The following is a 17,561-nucleotide window of genomic DNA, read 5'->3' on the forward strand; positions in this document are numbered from 1 at the left end:
TGCATCATGCGTATGAGCAGGAGGCAGACGTACCAATGGCATCGATGAAAGTAGCGATCGTTACACCCGGATCTTACTCTATTCCATCACCTATGAGCAGCTCCGTTGAGCGAGTCATAGAGAAGTTTGCTCCGCTGCTGCAGCCGCAGGCGGAACCACGAATATATGGCAAGCTATCCAAGAGGCTCCCCCGCAAGGGGGAGCTTCATGGCGTTGTGTACGAGCGTTTCTCCAAAACAAGCACAACTCGTTACCTTCGTTCCATTGGCAAGTCGATTAAGCGATTCAATCCAGATGTTATCGATGTGGAGAATCGTCCTAAATATGTGCTCTCAATGAGACGTTCAAACCCAGGGAAGCGAGTCTGGCTATATTTGCATTCCTCCACGTTTATAAGTCCAAGGCGTATTACGCCTCGCAGCCTGCGTCACTGCCTGCGTGCTGCAGATCGAATAATCGTTAACAGCGATTATTTGCGGGTTGTTGTCGCAACTAAAGTGCCGGACATAGCAGCTAAGCTGCGAGTTATTTATCCCGGAGTCGATACAACTCGCTTCCTATCCCAGCATTCTCCAGAGGGAATGGTCCATCGAGAAGCGCTTCGCCAGAGAGAAGGGGTCGCTCACAGAAGCGTTGTACTCTTCATGGGCAGGCTTATTCCGCTTAAGGGAGTTCACCATCTGCTCAGAATCGTCCCCCAGCTTGCGCGGAGCAATCCTGAGGTGCTGGTCGTTATCGTCGGCAGTCCGTTCTACGGCTCTCACCGCAAGACGAGGTACGCGCTTGAGCTCGAAAGACTTGGACGGTTATGCCCCGAGCATGTTCGGTTCGTCCCTTATGTCCCCTACACGGAGGTGGCGGAATGGAATCTGCTTGCGGATGTCGCAGTCGTCCCGTCCGTCGAGCGTGAAGCTTTTGGACTCGTGAATGTCGAGGCAATGTCATGCGGAGTACCAGTTGTGGCAACCAATGTAGGCGGCATGAGGGAAATTATTGAKCATGGCAGCACGGGCTTTTTGGTCGACCCTGCACGGGTTGAAGCGGAACTGCTCGAGATGCTGCAATTGCTGCTAAGCAACCATGAGCTCCGCCGTGATTACGGCATGCGAAGCCGGGAGCGTGTAGAGCAGATGTTCACCTGGCAGCATACGGCAAACAGGTGGCTGCAGCTTCTTGAGACGGAGGGACAAATGCGCTAACGAATAACGAGAAAAGGCTCGACCAATTCTTCCATTGAAAAAAACGATTATTTCTGATATATTGAAAACGAGAATCGTTATCACTGTATCGGATTTTTCGTTTTTTTTTTGCCGAAAATATGGTTTATACCATTTGTTAACGATTATAATGATCATCGTTATGTTGTCAGCAGTACAAAAGTTTACATACAGAGAGGTAGTTTCAGATGTCTTCCAAGTCGCAAACCAACGAGCAGCAAGCAGTACYGCTGCGCACGAGGCCGCTGGCGGCCACCGTAATCTTTTTTGGCGGAATAGCCGTATTGCTGTTCTCGCTGGCACTGTCCATCTCTGTTGGCGCCGCCGATATTAATCTATCGACGGTATGGGATTCTATCTTCCGCTTTGATGGGGAAAACGTGCAGCATCTTATTATTAATGAGCTTCGCATGCCGCGTGCTCTCGCTGGCGCACTGGTAGGTGCTGCGTTTGCCGTTGCCGGAGCAGTCATGCAAGGAATGACACGCAATCCGCTAGCTGATTCAAGCTTGGTCGGTCTTAATGCCGGCGCTGGCTTAATGCTCGCGATTTGCTTTGCGTTCATCCCTGGGCTTTCTTACTTGGAAATTATGTTCATGTGCTTCGCTGGCGCGGCTGTTGCCCTTGGTATCGTATATGGTATCGGATCGATTGCCAAAGGCGGATTGACGCCGGTCAGGCTGACACTCGCAGGCGCTGCCGTTGGCGCGTTGCTGCTTGCCATTACTGAAGGAATTGCGATCTATTATCGGATTGGTCAGGATATGGCTTTCTGGTATGCCGGAGGCGTTGCAGGCACGAAGTGGGTGCAGATCAAAATTATCGCTCCTTGGATTATCGGCGGATTGCTTGGAGCAATCGCGATTTCCCGTCAGATTACAGTGCTTAGTATGGGCGACGAGGTTGCTCAAGGACTGGGCCAACGCACGGGCTGGGTTAAAGCGATATCGATTATTATCGTGCTGCTGCTTGCCGGAGCTGCCGTATCCGTGGTTGGAGCAGTCGGCTTCGTAGGGCTTGTCATTCCGCATATCGCGCGAATTCTCGTTGGCGTCGATTATCGATTCATTATTCCATGCTCGGCGATATTAGGCGGTCTGCTTATGGTCGTTGCCGATATTGGCGCCCGGATGATTAATCCGCCGGTGGAGACGCCAGTCGGTGCGATCATAGCGTTAATCGGTGTTCCTTACTTCTTATATCTCGTGACGAAGATGAGGAGGGAATAACGATGAACGAATTGTATATTACCGCAACAGAGAAGAACAGAAGAAATCGAGCGATCATCGTCATGACCGTTCTCGGCATTCTCATTGTTTCTTCCTTTATTATTAGTATGAACACAGGCTATATCCGATTATCGCCGCTTGATGTGCTGAAGACGGTGTTTGGCTCGGGAACGAGTAAACAAGAGCTTATTTTGTTCGACTTCCGTCTGCCGCGGATTGTAATATCGGTATTGATCGGTGCAGGCTTCGCTGTATCGGGTGCGATTATTCAAGGCATATCGCGTAATCCGCTCTCTGATCCCGGGCTGCTCGGCATTAACGCCGGAGCGGGTCTAGCCGTTGTTCTCTATATTAGCTTCTACCCGGTCAATGAAGCGGCCCCCTTGTTCTTCATGCCATTCCTTGCGCTTGTAGGGGCTGGGGCGACGGCGCTGCTTATATACTCGCTATCATATAGAAAGCATTACGGCCTCATGCCGACTCGGATGATTCTGGTCGGAATCGCAGTTGCCGCAGGCATTAGCGCAGCGATGCTCGTGCTGACGATCAGACTTGACCCGAATGATTATCAATTCGTTTCGATATGGCTGGCGGGCAGCATCTGGGGAACGAACTGGAAGTTCGTGCTTGCGCTGCTGCCGTGGATCCTTATTTTGCTGCCGTATTCCTTCGCTAAGGCGAAGGTGCTCAATGCGCTTAATCTTGGCGACCAGCTAGCAATCGGTCTAGGCGCACGCGTGAACAGAGAGCGATTAGGTCTTATTGCTGCTGCTGTTGGACTTGCCGGCGCGTGTGTAGCGGTTGGCGGAGGCATCGGTTTCGTTGGCTTGATCGCGCCGCATTTGGCACGTAGACTTGTAGGACCGCAGCATCAGTATTTGCTACCGGTATCGGCACTTATCGGAGCATTGCTGCTTATTGTAGCAGATACGCTTGCGAGATGGGCTTTCCAGCCTACCGATATTCCGACGGGTATAGTTGTTGCGGTTATCGGCGCGCCATACTTCCTTTACCTGTTGGCCAAAACGCGATAAATTACTTTTTTAAAATATAAGAAAGAATAAATTCGCTGCTTAAATTGTTCTTATATTTCACGGCGATACCGCGGAGACAATCTGTCTCTGCGGTTTTTTGTCGTGTGCCGTGTAGCCAGCCCATGGGTAGTTGCATATATTACCTAAGACATTTCAGGTGGAAGAAGGAGAGGGCAATGGCAAAAAGCAGATCAGGGAAGAGCCCGAAGGGGCGAAAGCCGCTTTTTTATGTTGATAATCCGAATACTTCCGAATTAAAGTGGCTCGATGAGGCGGGAAGGCGCAAGGAAGCAGAGAGAACCTCGCCGTTCAAGCAAGTTGTTCCGGTTGCGAACACGGACGAGGATCAGGAACTTGATCAGGATCAGGATGCGGTGAAAATAGCTGCTATGGAATCACCTGTACTGGAGCTTGAAGCAGAAGAAGAAGAAGGAACTGCTACCGAGACTGATCTCATAACGGGAATTGAAGCAAGCGCTAACGAGGAAGCAGGCGAGCAATCGGAACAATTGGAGCAATTGGAAGAGTTGATTGATCAAATAAACGAAATCAGCTATGAAGATAAGCTGGAGAAGATTGAAGAGAAGAAAGGGCCACAAGGTCCGCTGCCATTCATCTACACAGATGATTTGGCGGATCTGTCGATTACCGAAAGCAAGATTGCACCGGGCTCTATTAATAATTCCAAGATTCAAGCAGGCAGCATTGGCTCCGAGCTGCTTGCAGACTTCGCCATCAAAAACATTCATATTGCCGATGGTTCAGTCACTTCGACGAAGCTTTCTCCGGAATCGGTAACGGGTACGCATCTAGCTAACGGCTCCATCTCCGGCGCTAAGCTGCTCGACCATTCCATTGACGGCAGCAAGCTGCAGGACGGCAGCATCAGCTCTGAGAAGCTTGCCGATCGCACGATAAGCGCTTATAAGCTCGCCGATCATTCCATCGAAGCGAAGCATCTGAAAGAGCTTATTATTACGACCGAGCTGCTAGGCGATCAATCCGTTACGGCGGATAAGATCGCGAGCGGCTCCATTCAAGCAGAGAACATTGCCAATGAAGCGATTAATAATTCCAAACTTGCTGAAGGGGCGATTACAAGCTCAAAGCTTCGCGATGGCTCCGTAACAGAAGATAAGATCGCTGAGCAAGCAGTTAGTTCAGCTCATGTGAAGCATGGCAGCATACAATCCGAGCATTTGTCCGATGGTATGATTGAAGGTCGCCATATCCTTGAAGCCTCTATTCAATCGCAGCACATTGCCATAGGGACGATTGGCTCCAGAGAGCTTCAAACCGGCGCTGTCAATTCGGGGCAAATCGCCGAGTCGGCTGTCGGTCCAACCCATCTGCAAGCGGGCGGCGTAACAAGTGCTCATATCGGGATTGGCCAAATTATGAGCGAGCATCTATCCGATCAATCGGTAACGACTACCAAGCTATCCGATCAATCGGTAACGACAATGAAGATCGTCGATCAATCAATCACCTTATCGAAGCTGTCTGATCAAAGCGTCAACGCTCAGAAGCTGTCTAATGAAGCTGTACTCAATCGCCATCTCGGGCGCTTCAGTGTTACGTCTGACAAAATTGCCGAATCGCAGGTGTTGCAATCCCATCTCGCTGCCGATTCCGTTTCTTCCAAGCAGGTTTCCGCACAGGCGATTGCGAGAAATCATCTGCAGAACGGCATCATTAATGATGAGAAGCTTGCAGCCAAATCAGTCCGCTTCGGGCATATCGATACAGCTGCCGTAGGGACGGGTCAACTCATCGACGCCTCCGTAACGACAGGAAAGCTGTTGGACCATGCAGTAACTTCCGCCAAGCTTGCCGCCGATGCTGTAGAGACGAAGCATCTGAACGATGATTCAGTAACATTCCAGAAGATAGCCCCTGGCTCTCTAAGAGCTTTCCATCTATCGAAGCAGGCTGTAACCGAGGAAGCGATAGCGCCGGGTTCTGTGAATGGAAGCCATTTGAAGCCAGGCGTTGTTGACGTCCCCCATCTGGCAGACAACGTCATAACAACGGATAAGCTGCAGGACGGCTCCGTTACAAGCGGCAAGCTTGCGTTCGGAGCGATAACGGAGCGTTATATAGGGCCAGGCGTCGTACTCTCGCATCACTTGGCCGACCATATTGTGAACTCGCTTAAGCTATCGCCGGAAGCGGTAACGTCCGATAAGTTAGCTGACCTTAGCGTAACGGGAGCTAAGCTTGCGGACGGGAGTGTAACACATTCCAAGATCGCGCCCGGGACATTGTTGCCCGAACATTTCGCTGACAACTCGGTGGAAGGAAAGCATATTCAACACGGAACGATTCACGCCAGCCATCTGCAACACCGCTCGATTGCTGCGGAGCATTTGTCAATCAAGTCGATCTCGGCAGAGGCGCTGCAGGACGGTGTCGTTACGAAGTCGAAGTTGGCGCAAGGCGCCGTTCACAGCGCGCATATCGTGGAAGAAGCGGTAGCCAGCCGGCATTTGGCAGGCCAATCGGTACTCGGCATCCACTTAGGCGAGAACAGCGTTCATGGCTTTCATATGACCGATGGTTCGGTAACGACGTCGAAGCTGGCGGCTGGCAGTGTTGGGGAAGCCCATTTGATGGCGCGCTCGGTCGGAGCGGAAACGGTGCAAAAGGGCGCAATCGCTGCGGAGCACCTCGGACTAAACGTAGTCGCTTACGAGCATCTAACGAAATTATCCGTTGGCCCTGAGCATCTTCGAGCGCAGGCTGTTGAAGCCGAGCATTTGGCGCTCGGAAGCGTAGGCGCCGATGCCATTCAAGATGGGGCAATCGTCAGCGTGAAGCTGGCCCACGGCGCAATTGCCGGTGAGCATGTGCAGCTCGAGACGCTGGCCGGCAAACATCTGAAGGCTGATACGCTGCAAGGCTATCATATTCGCAAAGGAACGATTACAAACGCTCATCTAGCCGGAGATGTGCTCGCCTTCGACAAGATGGCTGACGATATCATTCCAGGCAGCAAGATTAAGATAGGTTCGATTGGATCGAGGCAGCTTGGGATTGACAGCATCGGCAGCGCACAGCTCATGGCAGGTTCTGTTATAAGCACGAAGCTCGCAAATGAAGCTGTTCTCGGCGGTCATATTAAATCGCAAGCAGTCGGAACGGAACAATTAGCGGATAACGGTGTAACGAGAGAGAAGCTTGCTCCAGGTAGCGTCGGAGAGGAACAATTAGCGGCAGGAAGCGTGACCGCGCATATTCTGTCGCCCGGAAGTGTCGGATCCGAGCAGCTGCTGGCAGGCAGCATTGTATCGAGCAAGCTTGCTTATGGCAGTATTCAGGCTGAGCATATCGCCGCAGGCAGCATTAGAACGGAGCAGCTTGCAAGCGAAAGCGTGACAAGAAGCAAGCTCGCTAGCGGCAGCGTCGGAACAGAGCAATTAAACGAAGGCTGTGTGACAGCCGAGAAGCTGGCAGCGGGAAGTGTAGGCGAGAAGCAGCTAGCGAGCGGCGGCGTAACGCAGGAGAAGCTGTCGCTTGGCAGCGTCGGAACGGAGCAATTGAGCGAAGGCAGTGTAACGGCAGAGAAGCTGGCAGCGGGCAGTGTTGGCGAGGTGCAGCTTGCGAACGGCGGCGTGACGCAGGAGAAGTTGGCGACCGGCAGCGTCGGAACGGAGCAACTGTTGAACGGCAGCGTCACATTGGAGAAAATCGCTTTGTCCAGCGTTCGAGAGGAACATCTTGCTAATGGCAGCGTAACGTCAAATAAAGTTGCCCGCAGCAGCATTGGATCGGAACAATTGGCCGAAGGCGGCGTGACGGCAGGGAAGCTGGCGCTAGGCAGTGTCGGAACGGCCCAACTGGCTGAAGGCAGCGTGACGTTGAATAAGCTTGCTGCAGATAGCGTCGGGACGGAGCAATTGCTGGCAGGCAGCGTTGATTCGAGCATACTTGCCTCCGAAAGCGTAAGAGCCGAGCATATTTTGAATGGCACTATCGGAAGCGATAAGCTTGCATACGGCAGCGTGACAACGAACAAACTTGCCTCTGGCAGTGTCGGAACGGATCAATTAGGCGAAGGCAGTGTAACGAATGAGAAGCTGTCGATTGCTAGCGTCGAAACGGAGCAATTAGCGAACCGCAGCGTGACGATGGAGAAGATGGCAGCAGGCAGCGTAGGGCCAGAACAGCTCCTAGCGGGCAGCATTGTATCCAGTAAGCTGGCATACGGCAGCGTGGGAACGGAGCATTTGGTACCTTACAGCATCATCGGGGCGGAGCATATCGCGACCGGAAGTATCGGAGCGGAGCAGCTTGCCAGCGGAAGCGTGACAGCGAGCAAGCTGGCATCCGGAATTGTGGGAACGGAGCATATCGTCCAAGGCAGCATCATCGGGGCGGACCATATCACAGCTGGAAGCATCGGAGCGGAGCAGCTTGCCAGCGGAAGCGTGACGGCGAGCAAGCTGGCATACAGCAGCGTGGGAACGGAGCACATCGCGCCAGACAGCATCTTTGGAACGGAGCATATCGTTGCCGGCAGCATTGGCGAGGATCAGCTCTCGGATAACAGTGTGACAATGAGCAAGCTGGCATACGGCAGTATCGGCTCGGAGCATATCGTACCGGAAAGTATCGTTGGAACAAAGCATATCGTCGCTGGCACCATTGATTCGGATCAGCTTGCCAAATTCAGTGTGACGACGAGCAAGCTGGCATACAGCATCATCGGATCGGAGCATATCGTACCCGACAGCATCATTGGAACGGAGCATATCGTCGCCGGCAGTATAGGCGAGGACCAACTGGCAAGCGGGATTGTGACGGCGAGCAAGCTAGCATCCGGAAGTGTCGAAACGGAGCATATCGCCCAAGGCAGCATCATTGGAACCGAGCATATCGTGCCAGGCAGCATTGGATCGGAGCAGCTCGCAAGCAGCAGCGTTGGTACGGATCAATTAAGCGAGAGCAGCGTGACGAACGAGAAACTGGCGTTTGGCAGCGTAGGGCGAGAACAATTAATTAATTACAGCGTTACGACGGAGAAGCTTGCGGCAAGCAGCGTTGGAGCAGAGCAGCTCGCGGGCGGCAGTGTCGGAACGGAACAACTAAGCGATGGCAGTGTCACGATAGAGAAGCTGGCTTCCGGCAGCGTCGGAACAGAGCAATTAACTCATCACAGCGTCACGACGGAGAAGCTTGCTCCTGGAAGCATCGGCTCTGAGCAGCTCGCGGGCGGCAGTGTGACGACGAGTAAGCTGGCGCACGGCAGTGTAGAAGCCGAGCACATCGCAGAAGGCAGCATTATCGGAACGGTGCATATCGCAAGCGGTAGTATTGGATCGGAGCAGCTGGCAAATGGGAGCGTGACGACTAGCAAGCTGGCGCAACGAAGCGTAGGAGCCGAGCATATCGCGGCGGGCGGCATCATTGGCTCTGTGCATATCGCTAAGGGAACTATTGAATCGGAGCAGCTTGCGAGCGGCAGTGTAACGACGAGCAAGCTTGCCAACGGCAGTATTGGGACGCAGCACTTGTATATAGCCAGCGTGACGTCGGAGAAGCTGGCGCCCGGAAGCGTAGGCGCCGAGCAGATTGCGAACGGCGGTGTGACGCTGAAGAAGCTTGCACTTGGCAGCGTCGGAACAGGGCAATTGCTGTACGCCAGCGTAACGACGGATAAGATTGCGCGCGGCAGCGTGGACACCGAGCAGTTGGCGGACGGTAGCGTTACGTTCGAGAAGCTGGCAGCCGAGAGCGTCGGAACGGAACATCTGGCTCCAGGCAGCATAACAGCCGATAAGCTTGCCCCAGGACTTTTCTTGGAAAGCGGCAGTCGAACATCAGCTCTGAAGCCCGAGGATATCGCCGATCATTCCATCACAAGCCAGCACCTGCAGGCCGGTTCGGTCGGACTTTCCGAACTCAGCTTCACGCCGATTGTAGCGCCGTGCAGCACGGGCATAACGAAGCAGCAATTCGGTCTTGAGCCTTACAGCTTCTCGATGCAAGAAGAGCAGATTGAAGTCACGATTACGTTCGATGAGCCTTTCGCAGGCGACAATTATGTGATTGTTGCGTCAACGGATAATACGGCTTGTTATGCGATTATCCAAGCAAAGACCGAAGAGCAAGCGATGATTACGATCGTTCGTACACGATTCAGCCGAGTACTGAAAGGCAATATCAACTGGATAGCGATTGGGAAATAATCGTAAATGAATGAGAAGAGACGGTGCAGGTCTACCTGCATCGTCTCTATTTCTATTGCGAGAAGGAAAGGGCGAACAGGTAGTTGTACAAATGCCGTTGCAGAGCGCTTCCCCGTACATACAATAACGTGTTACCCCTATCATAACTTGACGAATTGGAGAGAGTGCCGATGAGGCGCAAGAAAGATCAGTCCCGTCGTCCTAAGCGCCGCCCTGATGCAAGAGGGTCGGTCGCTTCACCGAAAGAAAAGTACAGGCTGGGCTTGGCTAACGGCTATAAAGAAGGCTTGAAAGCGGGCTATGACAGCTACGGAAACTATTTTGAAGGAACGAGTATTATCATTACCTGTCGCAATGAAGCTGAATATTTGAAGCGGTGTATCGACAGTATTATGGAGCATACGGAATTGCCCTATGAAGTAATCGTTATTGATAGCGGTTCTACCGATCACACGCAACAATACTTGAAAGGGTTGGATGGCCAAGTGAGGTATTGTCTTCTTGGCAACGACGCTGGTTTTGTGATGTCTGCCAATCGGGGACTGATGATGGCGAAGGGAACGACAATGCTGCTGCTTAGCAATCGGATCATTGCAACCGAATATTGGCTGGAAAATATGTTGAATTGTTTGAATAGCGACAGCTCGATCGGAATGGTCGGTCCTGTGTCTAATGGCTGGCAAGGCAATCAGCATAAGGTTCTGCGCTGCGAGAAGTTGGAAGATATGCATGAGCAAGCAAGAATCAACAATGTCATAGATGCTGGTACTAGGAAGCGGACAGAGCGGCTGTCCAAGGAATGTCTGCTGTTTAGACGCGAGCTGCTGGAGAAAACAGGTTACCTGGATGAGGCGCTTGAGCATGAAGCATTCTGCGAAGAGGATTATAGTCTGCGAGTGAGGCTGCAAGGATACACGCTCTTGTATACGGAAGAGGCCTATGTACATTTCGCGCCTATCTATTCTGATCTGACAGAGCTAGTAGAGCACTATGAAGTGACGAGCGAGGCGAGCACGTCGTCGATGCTTTATTTTATGGACAAATGGTTGAATCCAAATCAAATAATGCGCTATCGAGAAGAACTTGGGTGGACGACGAACCTCGGAGAGGCTGCTTATTACCCTTTGCAGGCCGTAGTCAAAGGAACCGGCAATCGGATCTACTGGATCGAGGATCAGAAGAAACGGCTGATTATGGGAGAGTGGGAGCGGGACGCTGTGCAGCTGTCGCAGCTCGATGTTCGACGATGGCAGTCAGGTGAAGCAATAACGGCAGAAGAGGCGGCAAAACGCCTTAATATTGTGCCGGGGGCGGCTTTGCACGGATCGGTCAAACGCAGCAGTGAAGGGATACTCTATTATTTAGAAAATGGCAATAAACGAGAGGTAGCGGGTCCTGTTGCCGAGCAGGCTTGGCTCATGCATCTATATCCGATTGCCAATCTATCGGAACAACAATTAGAGGAGCTGCCGTCTGGCTTGCCTATTATCGCTCCTTGCTCGCTCCGGCAAGCGCTGTAGCCTATAGAAGGTTCTCCGGCTGGAAAGCAAAGAGAGGTTGTGGCACTGCCGGGATCAGCGCATATGATGTAAGCAAAGTGAGTGGTTAGAGAGAGGTGACCTTTTGTGCAAAATTATATAAACGAAATGGTTGAGCATATGGCCCAGTCGAGCGCGGAACTGGCGCGCATCCTTGAGGCGGAAAAGCATGTCGCCGTTCGAATGTCGGATATCGTTCAGGTCATTCCAGATCTGAGGCCGAGCTTCGACGGCGGAGTATCGGCAATCGTAGAAAACTCGCTAGCGGTATCCCAAAATCTTGTCGCTTATTTGAACAGCATTGCGGATTTGCAAGAAACGATTGCTTCACATTTATCAATCATTATTCGAGAGCTTAAGGTAGCTGAAGAAGAATGATTAGCGGGGGTGGGGCGACTATATGAATCGTGAAGAAGCCTATTTGAAAATGGTTAGCTCAGCAGCCAGCATGCAGTGGAGCATTGCCTTCATCCTCCAGGCTAAGGCGACTGAAGCGGAGAAGCAGCAAGCTTGGGTCTTGAATCATGTCGAGAGCCGCATCTTTGACAGCCAGCAGTCGCAACTGAATCAGTCTGTCCAATATCATGAGATGGTGCTGGAGACGATCGAAGGGATTACGAAGGTAAATCAGAGTATGGTTTCCATCCTGAAGGCAGTCCTCGATAAAGAAGAGGCAAGCGAAGGCTTCGCGGGTATGGAGGGCGGCTTCGGGAACAATCCAGCGTTCGGGGATAGAAGAAGATGAGTACATTATTGACGGAACAAGCGGCCAGAGCGTCTCTCATTAGTTCGATTGCAAAAAGCCAGCATGCCTTGGCGCGAATTTTGGATAGCATAGCGAACGTTGCCGAGCAATCACCCGAAACAGCCAAGCTGCTTCGGGATAATATTCGTATGCTGACCGATATGCAAAGAGCTATGGCAGAAGCAATATTAAGGACAGAGCAAAGCAATCGGGGAAAAAGCCGCAATACCGGTAATAGCCACTCCGGCAAGACCGGGAAGTTAACGGAATCAGAGATGAACCGGAGGAAGACGCTTTGGTCTCCGCACCCTGCTAGCCGCCGTGGAGCGAAGACAGGCAGCTCTCCAAGGAAGGCAGGCAGCCGTCATGATAAGAAATAAACGCAAAGCTGCTGGCACTGGCAGAAAAACGTCGAGCCCGTCCTCCTCAGTTAAGCGGACCGGCTACGGAATGAAGGGCAGCCAACGAAAAAAGACGCTTCTACGCCGCACTACGGTGATACGGAAGCGTCTATCTAGCGATGACAAGGAGTTAACGAGCCAAAAGCACTTCTATAATGAAGGATACAATTCCGGCTTCGCGAAAGGCTTCGAGGACGGTCATTTGAAGGCTTATGATGAGAAGCAGTAGCGAACCTACTGCATGGACCAGCGAATAAGTACGCCCGCCTGCGTTAGTCCTCCACCGAATCCATACAGCAGCACGAGTTGGCCTGGTTTAACAAGGCCTACTCGTACAGCTCTATCGAGCGCAAGAGGGATCGAAGCGGCTGATGTATTGCCGTAATCGCCCATGCTCGTAAGCGCTCGCTCCTTAGCGATGCCAGTTCTTTCACAGATTGCATCTACAATTCGCATATTTGCGCTATGCGGCACGAACCAGTCGATGTCGTCTGGCTGAATGCCATATTGGGTAAGCATGTTCGTAATGCCTTCCGACACTTGAGTAATCGCCCACTTGTAAACTTCTTGACCGTTCTGCACCAACCGGCCGTTCTGCTGGAGCGGATGCTCGCCAATCGAAGGTGCTAGTCCGCTTAAATAGACCTGATGCCCGAGCGAGCCGTCTGTAGTGGAATACATGGCGGTAACGCCACCGCTCCCCGCGGTATCCTTCTCCATAAGAATAGCGCCAGCACCATCGCCGAACAGAATGCACGTCGCTCTGTCTGTGTAATCCGTTACTTTAGACAATGTTTCTCCGCCGATAACCAATATTTTGCGGCACATCCCGGATAGGATKAGGCCGTTAGCAAGTTGAATCGACGAGGCGAAGCCTGCGCAAGCCGCTTGCACGTCCACCGCGCCGCAGCTGACGATACCGAACCTCGTTTGGACAAGCGAAGCGACTCCGGGAACGACGGCATTAGGTGTCGTGGTCGCCACAATAATGTAGTCTACATCATCAACACTTACAGCGTACCGGTCAATCATATCTTGAATGGCAGCAATACATAAGTCGCTCGTGAATTCATGTTCGGCCGCTATCCGACGCTCATGGATACCCGTACGCCGAACAATCCATTCATCATTCGTATCCACCAATTTCTCCAAATCACTRTTCGTCATTCTGCGTTCTGGCACATAAGAGCCAATGGCCGTTATGGCGGCATTGGACTGAATCTGATTCGGAGCATGATTCGCAGCAGCGTTGCTCATAGCTTAACCCTTCTTTCGATTTAGTATCAGGTACTAATACTTGATACTAATTTATATTACCGATGAGATTTTGTCAACGTCAAGTCAAATTGATGCGGTCGATCCTAAGCTGCGACTTTCGCCCGAGTATGGATAATGTATGTTCGCCCGCGGATAACTCCAGGTCCGAGAGCAGGCACCAGTAATACACTTACAGGGAGTTATAAGTATGCAGATTTGCTATTGTAATGTTTGATCAGAAGCCACACGCGGTATTCGCCTGGGATATGGATCTTCAATCAAAGAAAAGAGAGAATGAGAAAATACGGATTAAAAGAAAATAAAGGGACAAATTAAGTTCAAGGTGTTTTGGAAAGGAATGAGCATCATGTGGTCTGTCATAGTATCACATCTTCCTGACTGGAAAATGTGTGTACAGGCTCTCATAAGTATGTTGATTGCCATTGGCATTTATTATGTAAACAAATATTTGAAATCGTTAGTTTCAAAAAAGGACACGTATAACCAAATAGAAAAAAACGGCGACCACCTTGCTGTTAATTCAAGGCTGTCTGTCGATTATGAAGAAAATGTGAAGGCAATCAAACAAGTCATTAGTTGTAACAGTGATGTACATTTTCGTGAATTACAAATCGCTAGGCTTCATGCCCGAGCCATCCTCATTTATGTAGATGGGATGCAGAATGAAGAAGTGATCAGTGAGCATGTAATGAAGATTTTAATGTCAGATACGGTGAAGGGAATAACAGGTATAAATCTGACGGAGATTTCGGATTATCTTATCGAAGAGGTGCTGCCTGTTTGCGAGGCTTATGAAGCTGTAGAGATTCATGAGTTAAGTCAATCCGTTTTGATGGGGTTTACAGCTTTGCTTATTGAAGGTATGCCTAATGCAATTCTTATTCACTCGACAAGTATGAAGTCCAGGGCAATTAATGAACCAAGCTCAGAAGCTTTGCTTCGTGGCCCTCGTATCGGTTTTACCGAAGTATTAAGCGAGAATACATCGATGTTGCGAAGACAAGGCTACAATGAAGGTTTAGAAATAAATATGTATGAGGTAGGAGCTCGAATTAAAAGGAAACTRGTTATTGCTTACATGAAAGACATTGTTAATCCTGACCTGCTTCAGGAAGTGAGAAATCGAATAGAAAAAATCAAAATGGATTTCATTGCTGAATCTGGTTATGTGGAACAGCTCATAGAAGATGACTACTTAAGCCCGTTTCAGCAAGCACAAAATACAGAGCGCCCTGACCGTGTTATTAACAGTTTATTAGAAGGCAGAATAGCTATTTTATTGGACGGCACTCCATTCGCTCTAATTGTTCCGGTAACGTTCAGCATGCTGCTGCAGTCGCCGGAGGATTATTAYGATCGTTGGCTACCTGGGACTTTTTTGAGGATGTTAAGATTTTTTGCAGCTTTCCTAGCGCTTATGGCACCAGCATTATACATTTCATTCATTTCCTTTCATCCGGGCTTAATCCCGACGGAGCTAGCTGTCACAATTATTGAAACAAGGCAAGGGGTTCCCTTTCCTTCACTGATAGAAGTAATGATTCTGGAAGTATCGATAGAAATATTACGCGAGGCGGGAATTCGATTGCCCAAGCCTATTGGACCCGCAATGGGCATAGTTGGAGGTTTAATCATCGGTGAGGCTGCAGTACAGGCTGGAATTGTCAGCCCCTTTTTGGTGATAGTCGTTGCTGTGACTGCTATATCATCTTTCTCAATACCCGTATACAGCGCAGGAATCACATTGCGAATTTTACGTTTCGCTGGCATGCTCTGTGCGGCAGTATTAGGGATGTTCGGAACCATTTTGTTCTTTTTGTTAATATGCGGCCATTTAAGCAAGCTGAAAAGCTTTGGCGTTCCTTATGTTACACCAATCTCACCGTTTCGTTTCAATGACTGGAAGGATTTATTTATGCGTTCCCCACTAGCCTTCATGAAAAACCGCCCGACCATGTTAAAGACTAAAGACAAGAAGAGAATATCATAGCTACTTAGAGAGGAGGGGTAATCCTGTTTACACGCTCGGATGACAAAATCACCACAACACAAACATCGATATTTATAACAGACTCTGTACTCGGAGCGGGTATCTTGACTTTACCCCGAATTGTAATCGAATCAGCTCAAACACCAGATGTATGGCTATCTGTGATACTAGGTGGTATTATCGTCATTCTAGTAACACTGATCATGGTTAAGTTAAGTCAGCAATTTCATAACATTACGGTGTATCAATTTGCTAAACGAATTGTAGGCACTGTACCTGGAGGTATGTTAAGTCTATGCTTAATTATTTATTTCATTGTAATTGCGGGTTTCGAGGTAAGGGTATTTGCAGAGGTCACGTTGTATTACTTGCTGGAAGGAACGCCTATATGGGCCATTATAATTCCCTTCATTTGGGTAGGTGCCTATATTAGCTTTGGTGGGATCAATTCCATTGCAAGAGTATTTCAGATTATTTTTCCCATTAGCATCCTAATCCTAGTGCTTTCTTATTTCTTGAGTATTCGATTGTTTGATATAGATAATTTGCGTCCTGTTTTAAGTGAAGGCTTATTACCGGTATTTAAGGGCTTGAAGTCAACTGTACTTATATTTACTGGTTGTGAAGTAGTCATGACCCTTGTTGCACACATGCAGCATCCCGAGCGAGCGTTAAAAGCCACTTTTGTTGGGATTGGCATTCCCATTGTGCTATACCTGATGACGGTAGTTGTCGTTATTGGAGGTATGTCATTAGATTCGGTTATGAACAGCACTTGGCCTACAATCGATCTACTACGAAGTTTTGAAATCTCGGGATTAATTTTTGAACGTTTCGAATTCCCGTTTTTGGTCATCTGGATGATGCAACTTTTTTGCAACTTCACCAGTTTTTATTACAATGCATCTTTAGGCATTTCTCAAGTATTCAACGTTAGAATACATCCGGTGATATTTGGATTAATACCAGCCATTTTTATCACTGCACTGCTCCCTGAACGAATAAATGAAGTTTTCAAGTTAGGTGATACTATAGGCAATTTGGGGATTGTGCTGTTTTTTCTTGTACCAGTGCTCCTTTCTTTCATTTTAATCTTTAGAAAGAAGGTGTTGAAACATCATGTATAAACATAAAAGCATCCTAGTTGCAATGCTCTTATGCTCTATTGTTGTAACACCAGGTTGTTGGAGCAGCAAAGAAATTGAAGATTTAAGTGTATATGCAGGTCTTGCTTTGGATGTAGGTGTACGTGATAAAATTGAACGGGATTTGGAAAGTCAGGCTGCAAAGTATCCTAAAAAAAATCTGGTTACAGCCACGATTCAGATTGTTCCGATAAAATCGTTTGAAAGACAAGAAAAGTCAAAAGAAAAACAGATGGTTAAATTTTCTAATTTGAGATTAACGGGGGATTCTGTCTTCGAAATTATGCGCCAATACTCCACACGACGCGATCGTCCGGTCATAGGTCATCATCTTAAAGTGATTGTCGTTTCAACCCAATTAGCGCGACAGCAAAATATGGATCAACTCATGGATTTTGTGCTTCGTGATAATGATATACGCCCAAGCTGCAGGGTTTTTTTTAGTAAGGGAAAAGCTTCTGATACGTTTCTTAGTGATCAACCGGAAGAAGTTCCTGCTTTTCGAATTAACTCCATGATCAAAAACAGTTACAGAACCAATAAGGTAATGAAGGAGGTCAATTTAACCCAGCTAGATGGATTGATTCATTCCAAACAAAGCTTTTTATTACAAATGATCGCCACTTCGAATGGAGAAATTGAATTCTCGGGTGCTGGTATCATTAAAGGGGATATAAGCAAGTGGATTGGCGACTTGAATCAGGAAAATGTTGAAAGTTTATCTTGGATTCAAGGTACCGGACAAGGAGGAGTGCTCAAAAGTTATGATTGGAGAAATGAGACTATTTCCTAT

Annotated in this window: 13 protein-coding genes; 12 read left to right on the top strand and 1 reads right to left on the bottom strand. The window is 49.4% G+C overall.

What is annotated here, in order from left to right:
* Nucleotides 1–35: 35 nt before the first annotated feature.
* The 9 genes from AB4Z33_RS14855 to AB4Z33_RS14895 all read left to right on the top strand — a co-directional run bounded on the left by AB4Z33_RS14855 (nucleotide 36) and on the right by AB4Z33_RS14895 (nucleotide 12,584).
* Nucleotides 36–1,199: a glycosyltransferase family 4 protein gene (locus AB4Z33_RS14855; protein WP_442050642.1), complete on the top strand. Its 1,164-nt coding sequence runs from the start codon at nucleotides 36–38 to the stop codon at nucleotides 1,197–1,199.
* A 206-nt stretch (nucleotides 1,200–1,405) separates the two neighbouring features.
* Nucleotides 1,406–2,446, top strand: a complete 1,041-nt coding sequence (locus AB4Z33_RS14860) for a FecCD family ABC transporter permease (RefSeq protein ID WP_442050643.1) — start codon at nucleotides 1,406–1,408, stop codon at nucleotides 2,444–2,446.
* A gap of 2 nt (nucleotides 2,447–2,448) precedes the next feature.
* Nucleotides 2,449–3,480, top strand: a complete 1,032-nt coding sequence (locus AB4Z33_RS14865; protein WP_442050644.1) for a FecCD family ABC transporter permease — start codon at nucleotides 2,449–2,451, stop codon at nucleotides 3,478–3,480.
* A gap of 176 nt (nucleotides 3,481–3,656) precedes the next feature.
* Nucleotides 3,657–9,671, top strand: coding sequence for a WIAG-tail domain (locus AB4Z33_RS14870; protein WP_442050645.1), 6,015 nt, complete (start codon nucleotides 3,657–3,659; stop codon nucleotides 9,669–9,671).
* Between the two features lie 170 nt (nucleotides 9,672–9,841).
* A complete protein-coding gene (locus AB4Z33_RS14875; RefSeq protein ID WP_442050646.1) occupies nucleotides 9,842–11,191 on the top strand; it encodes a glycosyltransferase family 2 protein in 1,350 nt (449 codons plus the stop codon).
* A 105-nt stretch (nucleotides 11,192–11,296) separates the two neighbouring features.
* The gene (locus tag AB4Z33_RS14880) at nucleotides 11,297–11,587 is read left to right on the top strand and encodes a nucleoside-diphosphate sugar epimerase (protein WP_442050647.1); all 291 of its coding nucleotides are present in this window, start codon (nucleotides 11,297–11,299) and stop codon (nucleotides 11,585–11,587) included.
* Nucleotides 11,588–11,609: 22 nt separating this feature from the next.
* On the top strand, nucleotides 11,610–11,954 hold the full coding sequence (locus tag AB4Z33_RS14885) for a restriction endonuclease subunit S (RefSeq protein ID WP_442050648.1): 345 nt from the start codon (nucleotides 11,610–11,612) through the stop codon (nucleotides 11,952–11,954).
* Nucleotides 11,951–12,334, top strand: a complete 384-nt coding sequence (locus AB4Z33_RS14890; RefSeq protein WP_442050649.1) for a hypothetical protein — start codon at nucleotides 11,951–11,953, stop codon at nucleotides 12,332–12,334. Before AB4Z33_RS14885 ends, AB4Z33_RS14890 begins: the two co-directional genes overlap by 4 nt.
* The gene (locus AB4Z33_RS14895; protein WP_442050650.1) at nucleotides 12,321–12,584 is read left to right on the top strand and encodes a hypothetical protein; all 264 of its coding nucleotides are present in this window, start codon (nucleotides 12,321–12,323) and stop codon (nucleotides 12,582–12,584) included. Before AB4Z33_RS14890 ends, AB4Z33_RS14895 begins: the two co-directional genes overlap by 14 nt.
* Nucleotides 12,585–12,589: 5 nt before the next feature.
* Here the strand turns inward: AB4Z33_RS14895 and AB4Z33_RS14900 are convergent, their stop codons facing one another.
* Entirely contained in the window at nucleotides 12,590–13,612 is a 1,023-nt protein-coding gene (locus AB4Z33_RS14900) for a ketoacyl-ACP synthase III (protein WP_442050651.1), read from the bottom strand.
* Between the two features lie 367 nt (nucleotides 13,613–13,979).
* On the opposite strand from AB4Z33_RS14900, the gene AB4Z33_RS14905 reads away from it, so the two are divergent.
* The 3 genes from AB4Z33_RS14905 to AB4Z33_RS14915 all read left to right on the top strand — a co-directional run.
* On the top strand, nucleotides 13,980–15,623 hold the full coding sequence (locus AB4Z33_RS14905) for a spore germination protein (RefSeq protein WP_442050656.1): 1,644 nt from the start codon (nucleotides 13,980–13,982) through the stop codon (nucleotides 15,621–15,623).
* A 23-nt stretch (nucleotides 15,624–15,646) separates the two neighbouring features.
* Entirely contained in the window at nucleotides 15,647–16,750 is a 1,104-nt protein-coding gene (locus AB4Z33_RS14910; protein WP_442050657.1) for a GerAB/ArcD/ProY family transporter, read from the top strand.
* Nucleotides 16,743–17,561 (top strand): Ger(x)C family spore germination protein (locus tag AB4Z33_RS14915; protein ID WP_442050652.1); only part of this gene is annotated, 819 nt, incomplete at its 3' end. The genes AB4Z33_RS14910 and AB4Z33_RS14915, both read left to right, overlap by 8 nt.

The organism is Paenibacillus sp. 2TAB19, assembly GCF_052115185.1.
Taxonomy (GTDB): Bacteria; Bacillota; Bacilli; order Paenibacillales; family Paenibacillaceae; genus Pristimantibacillus.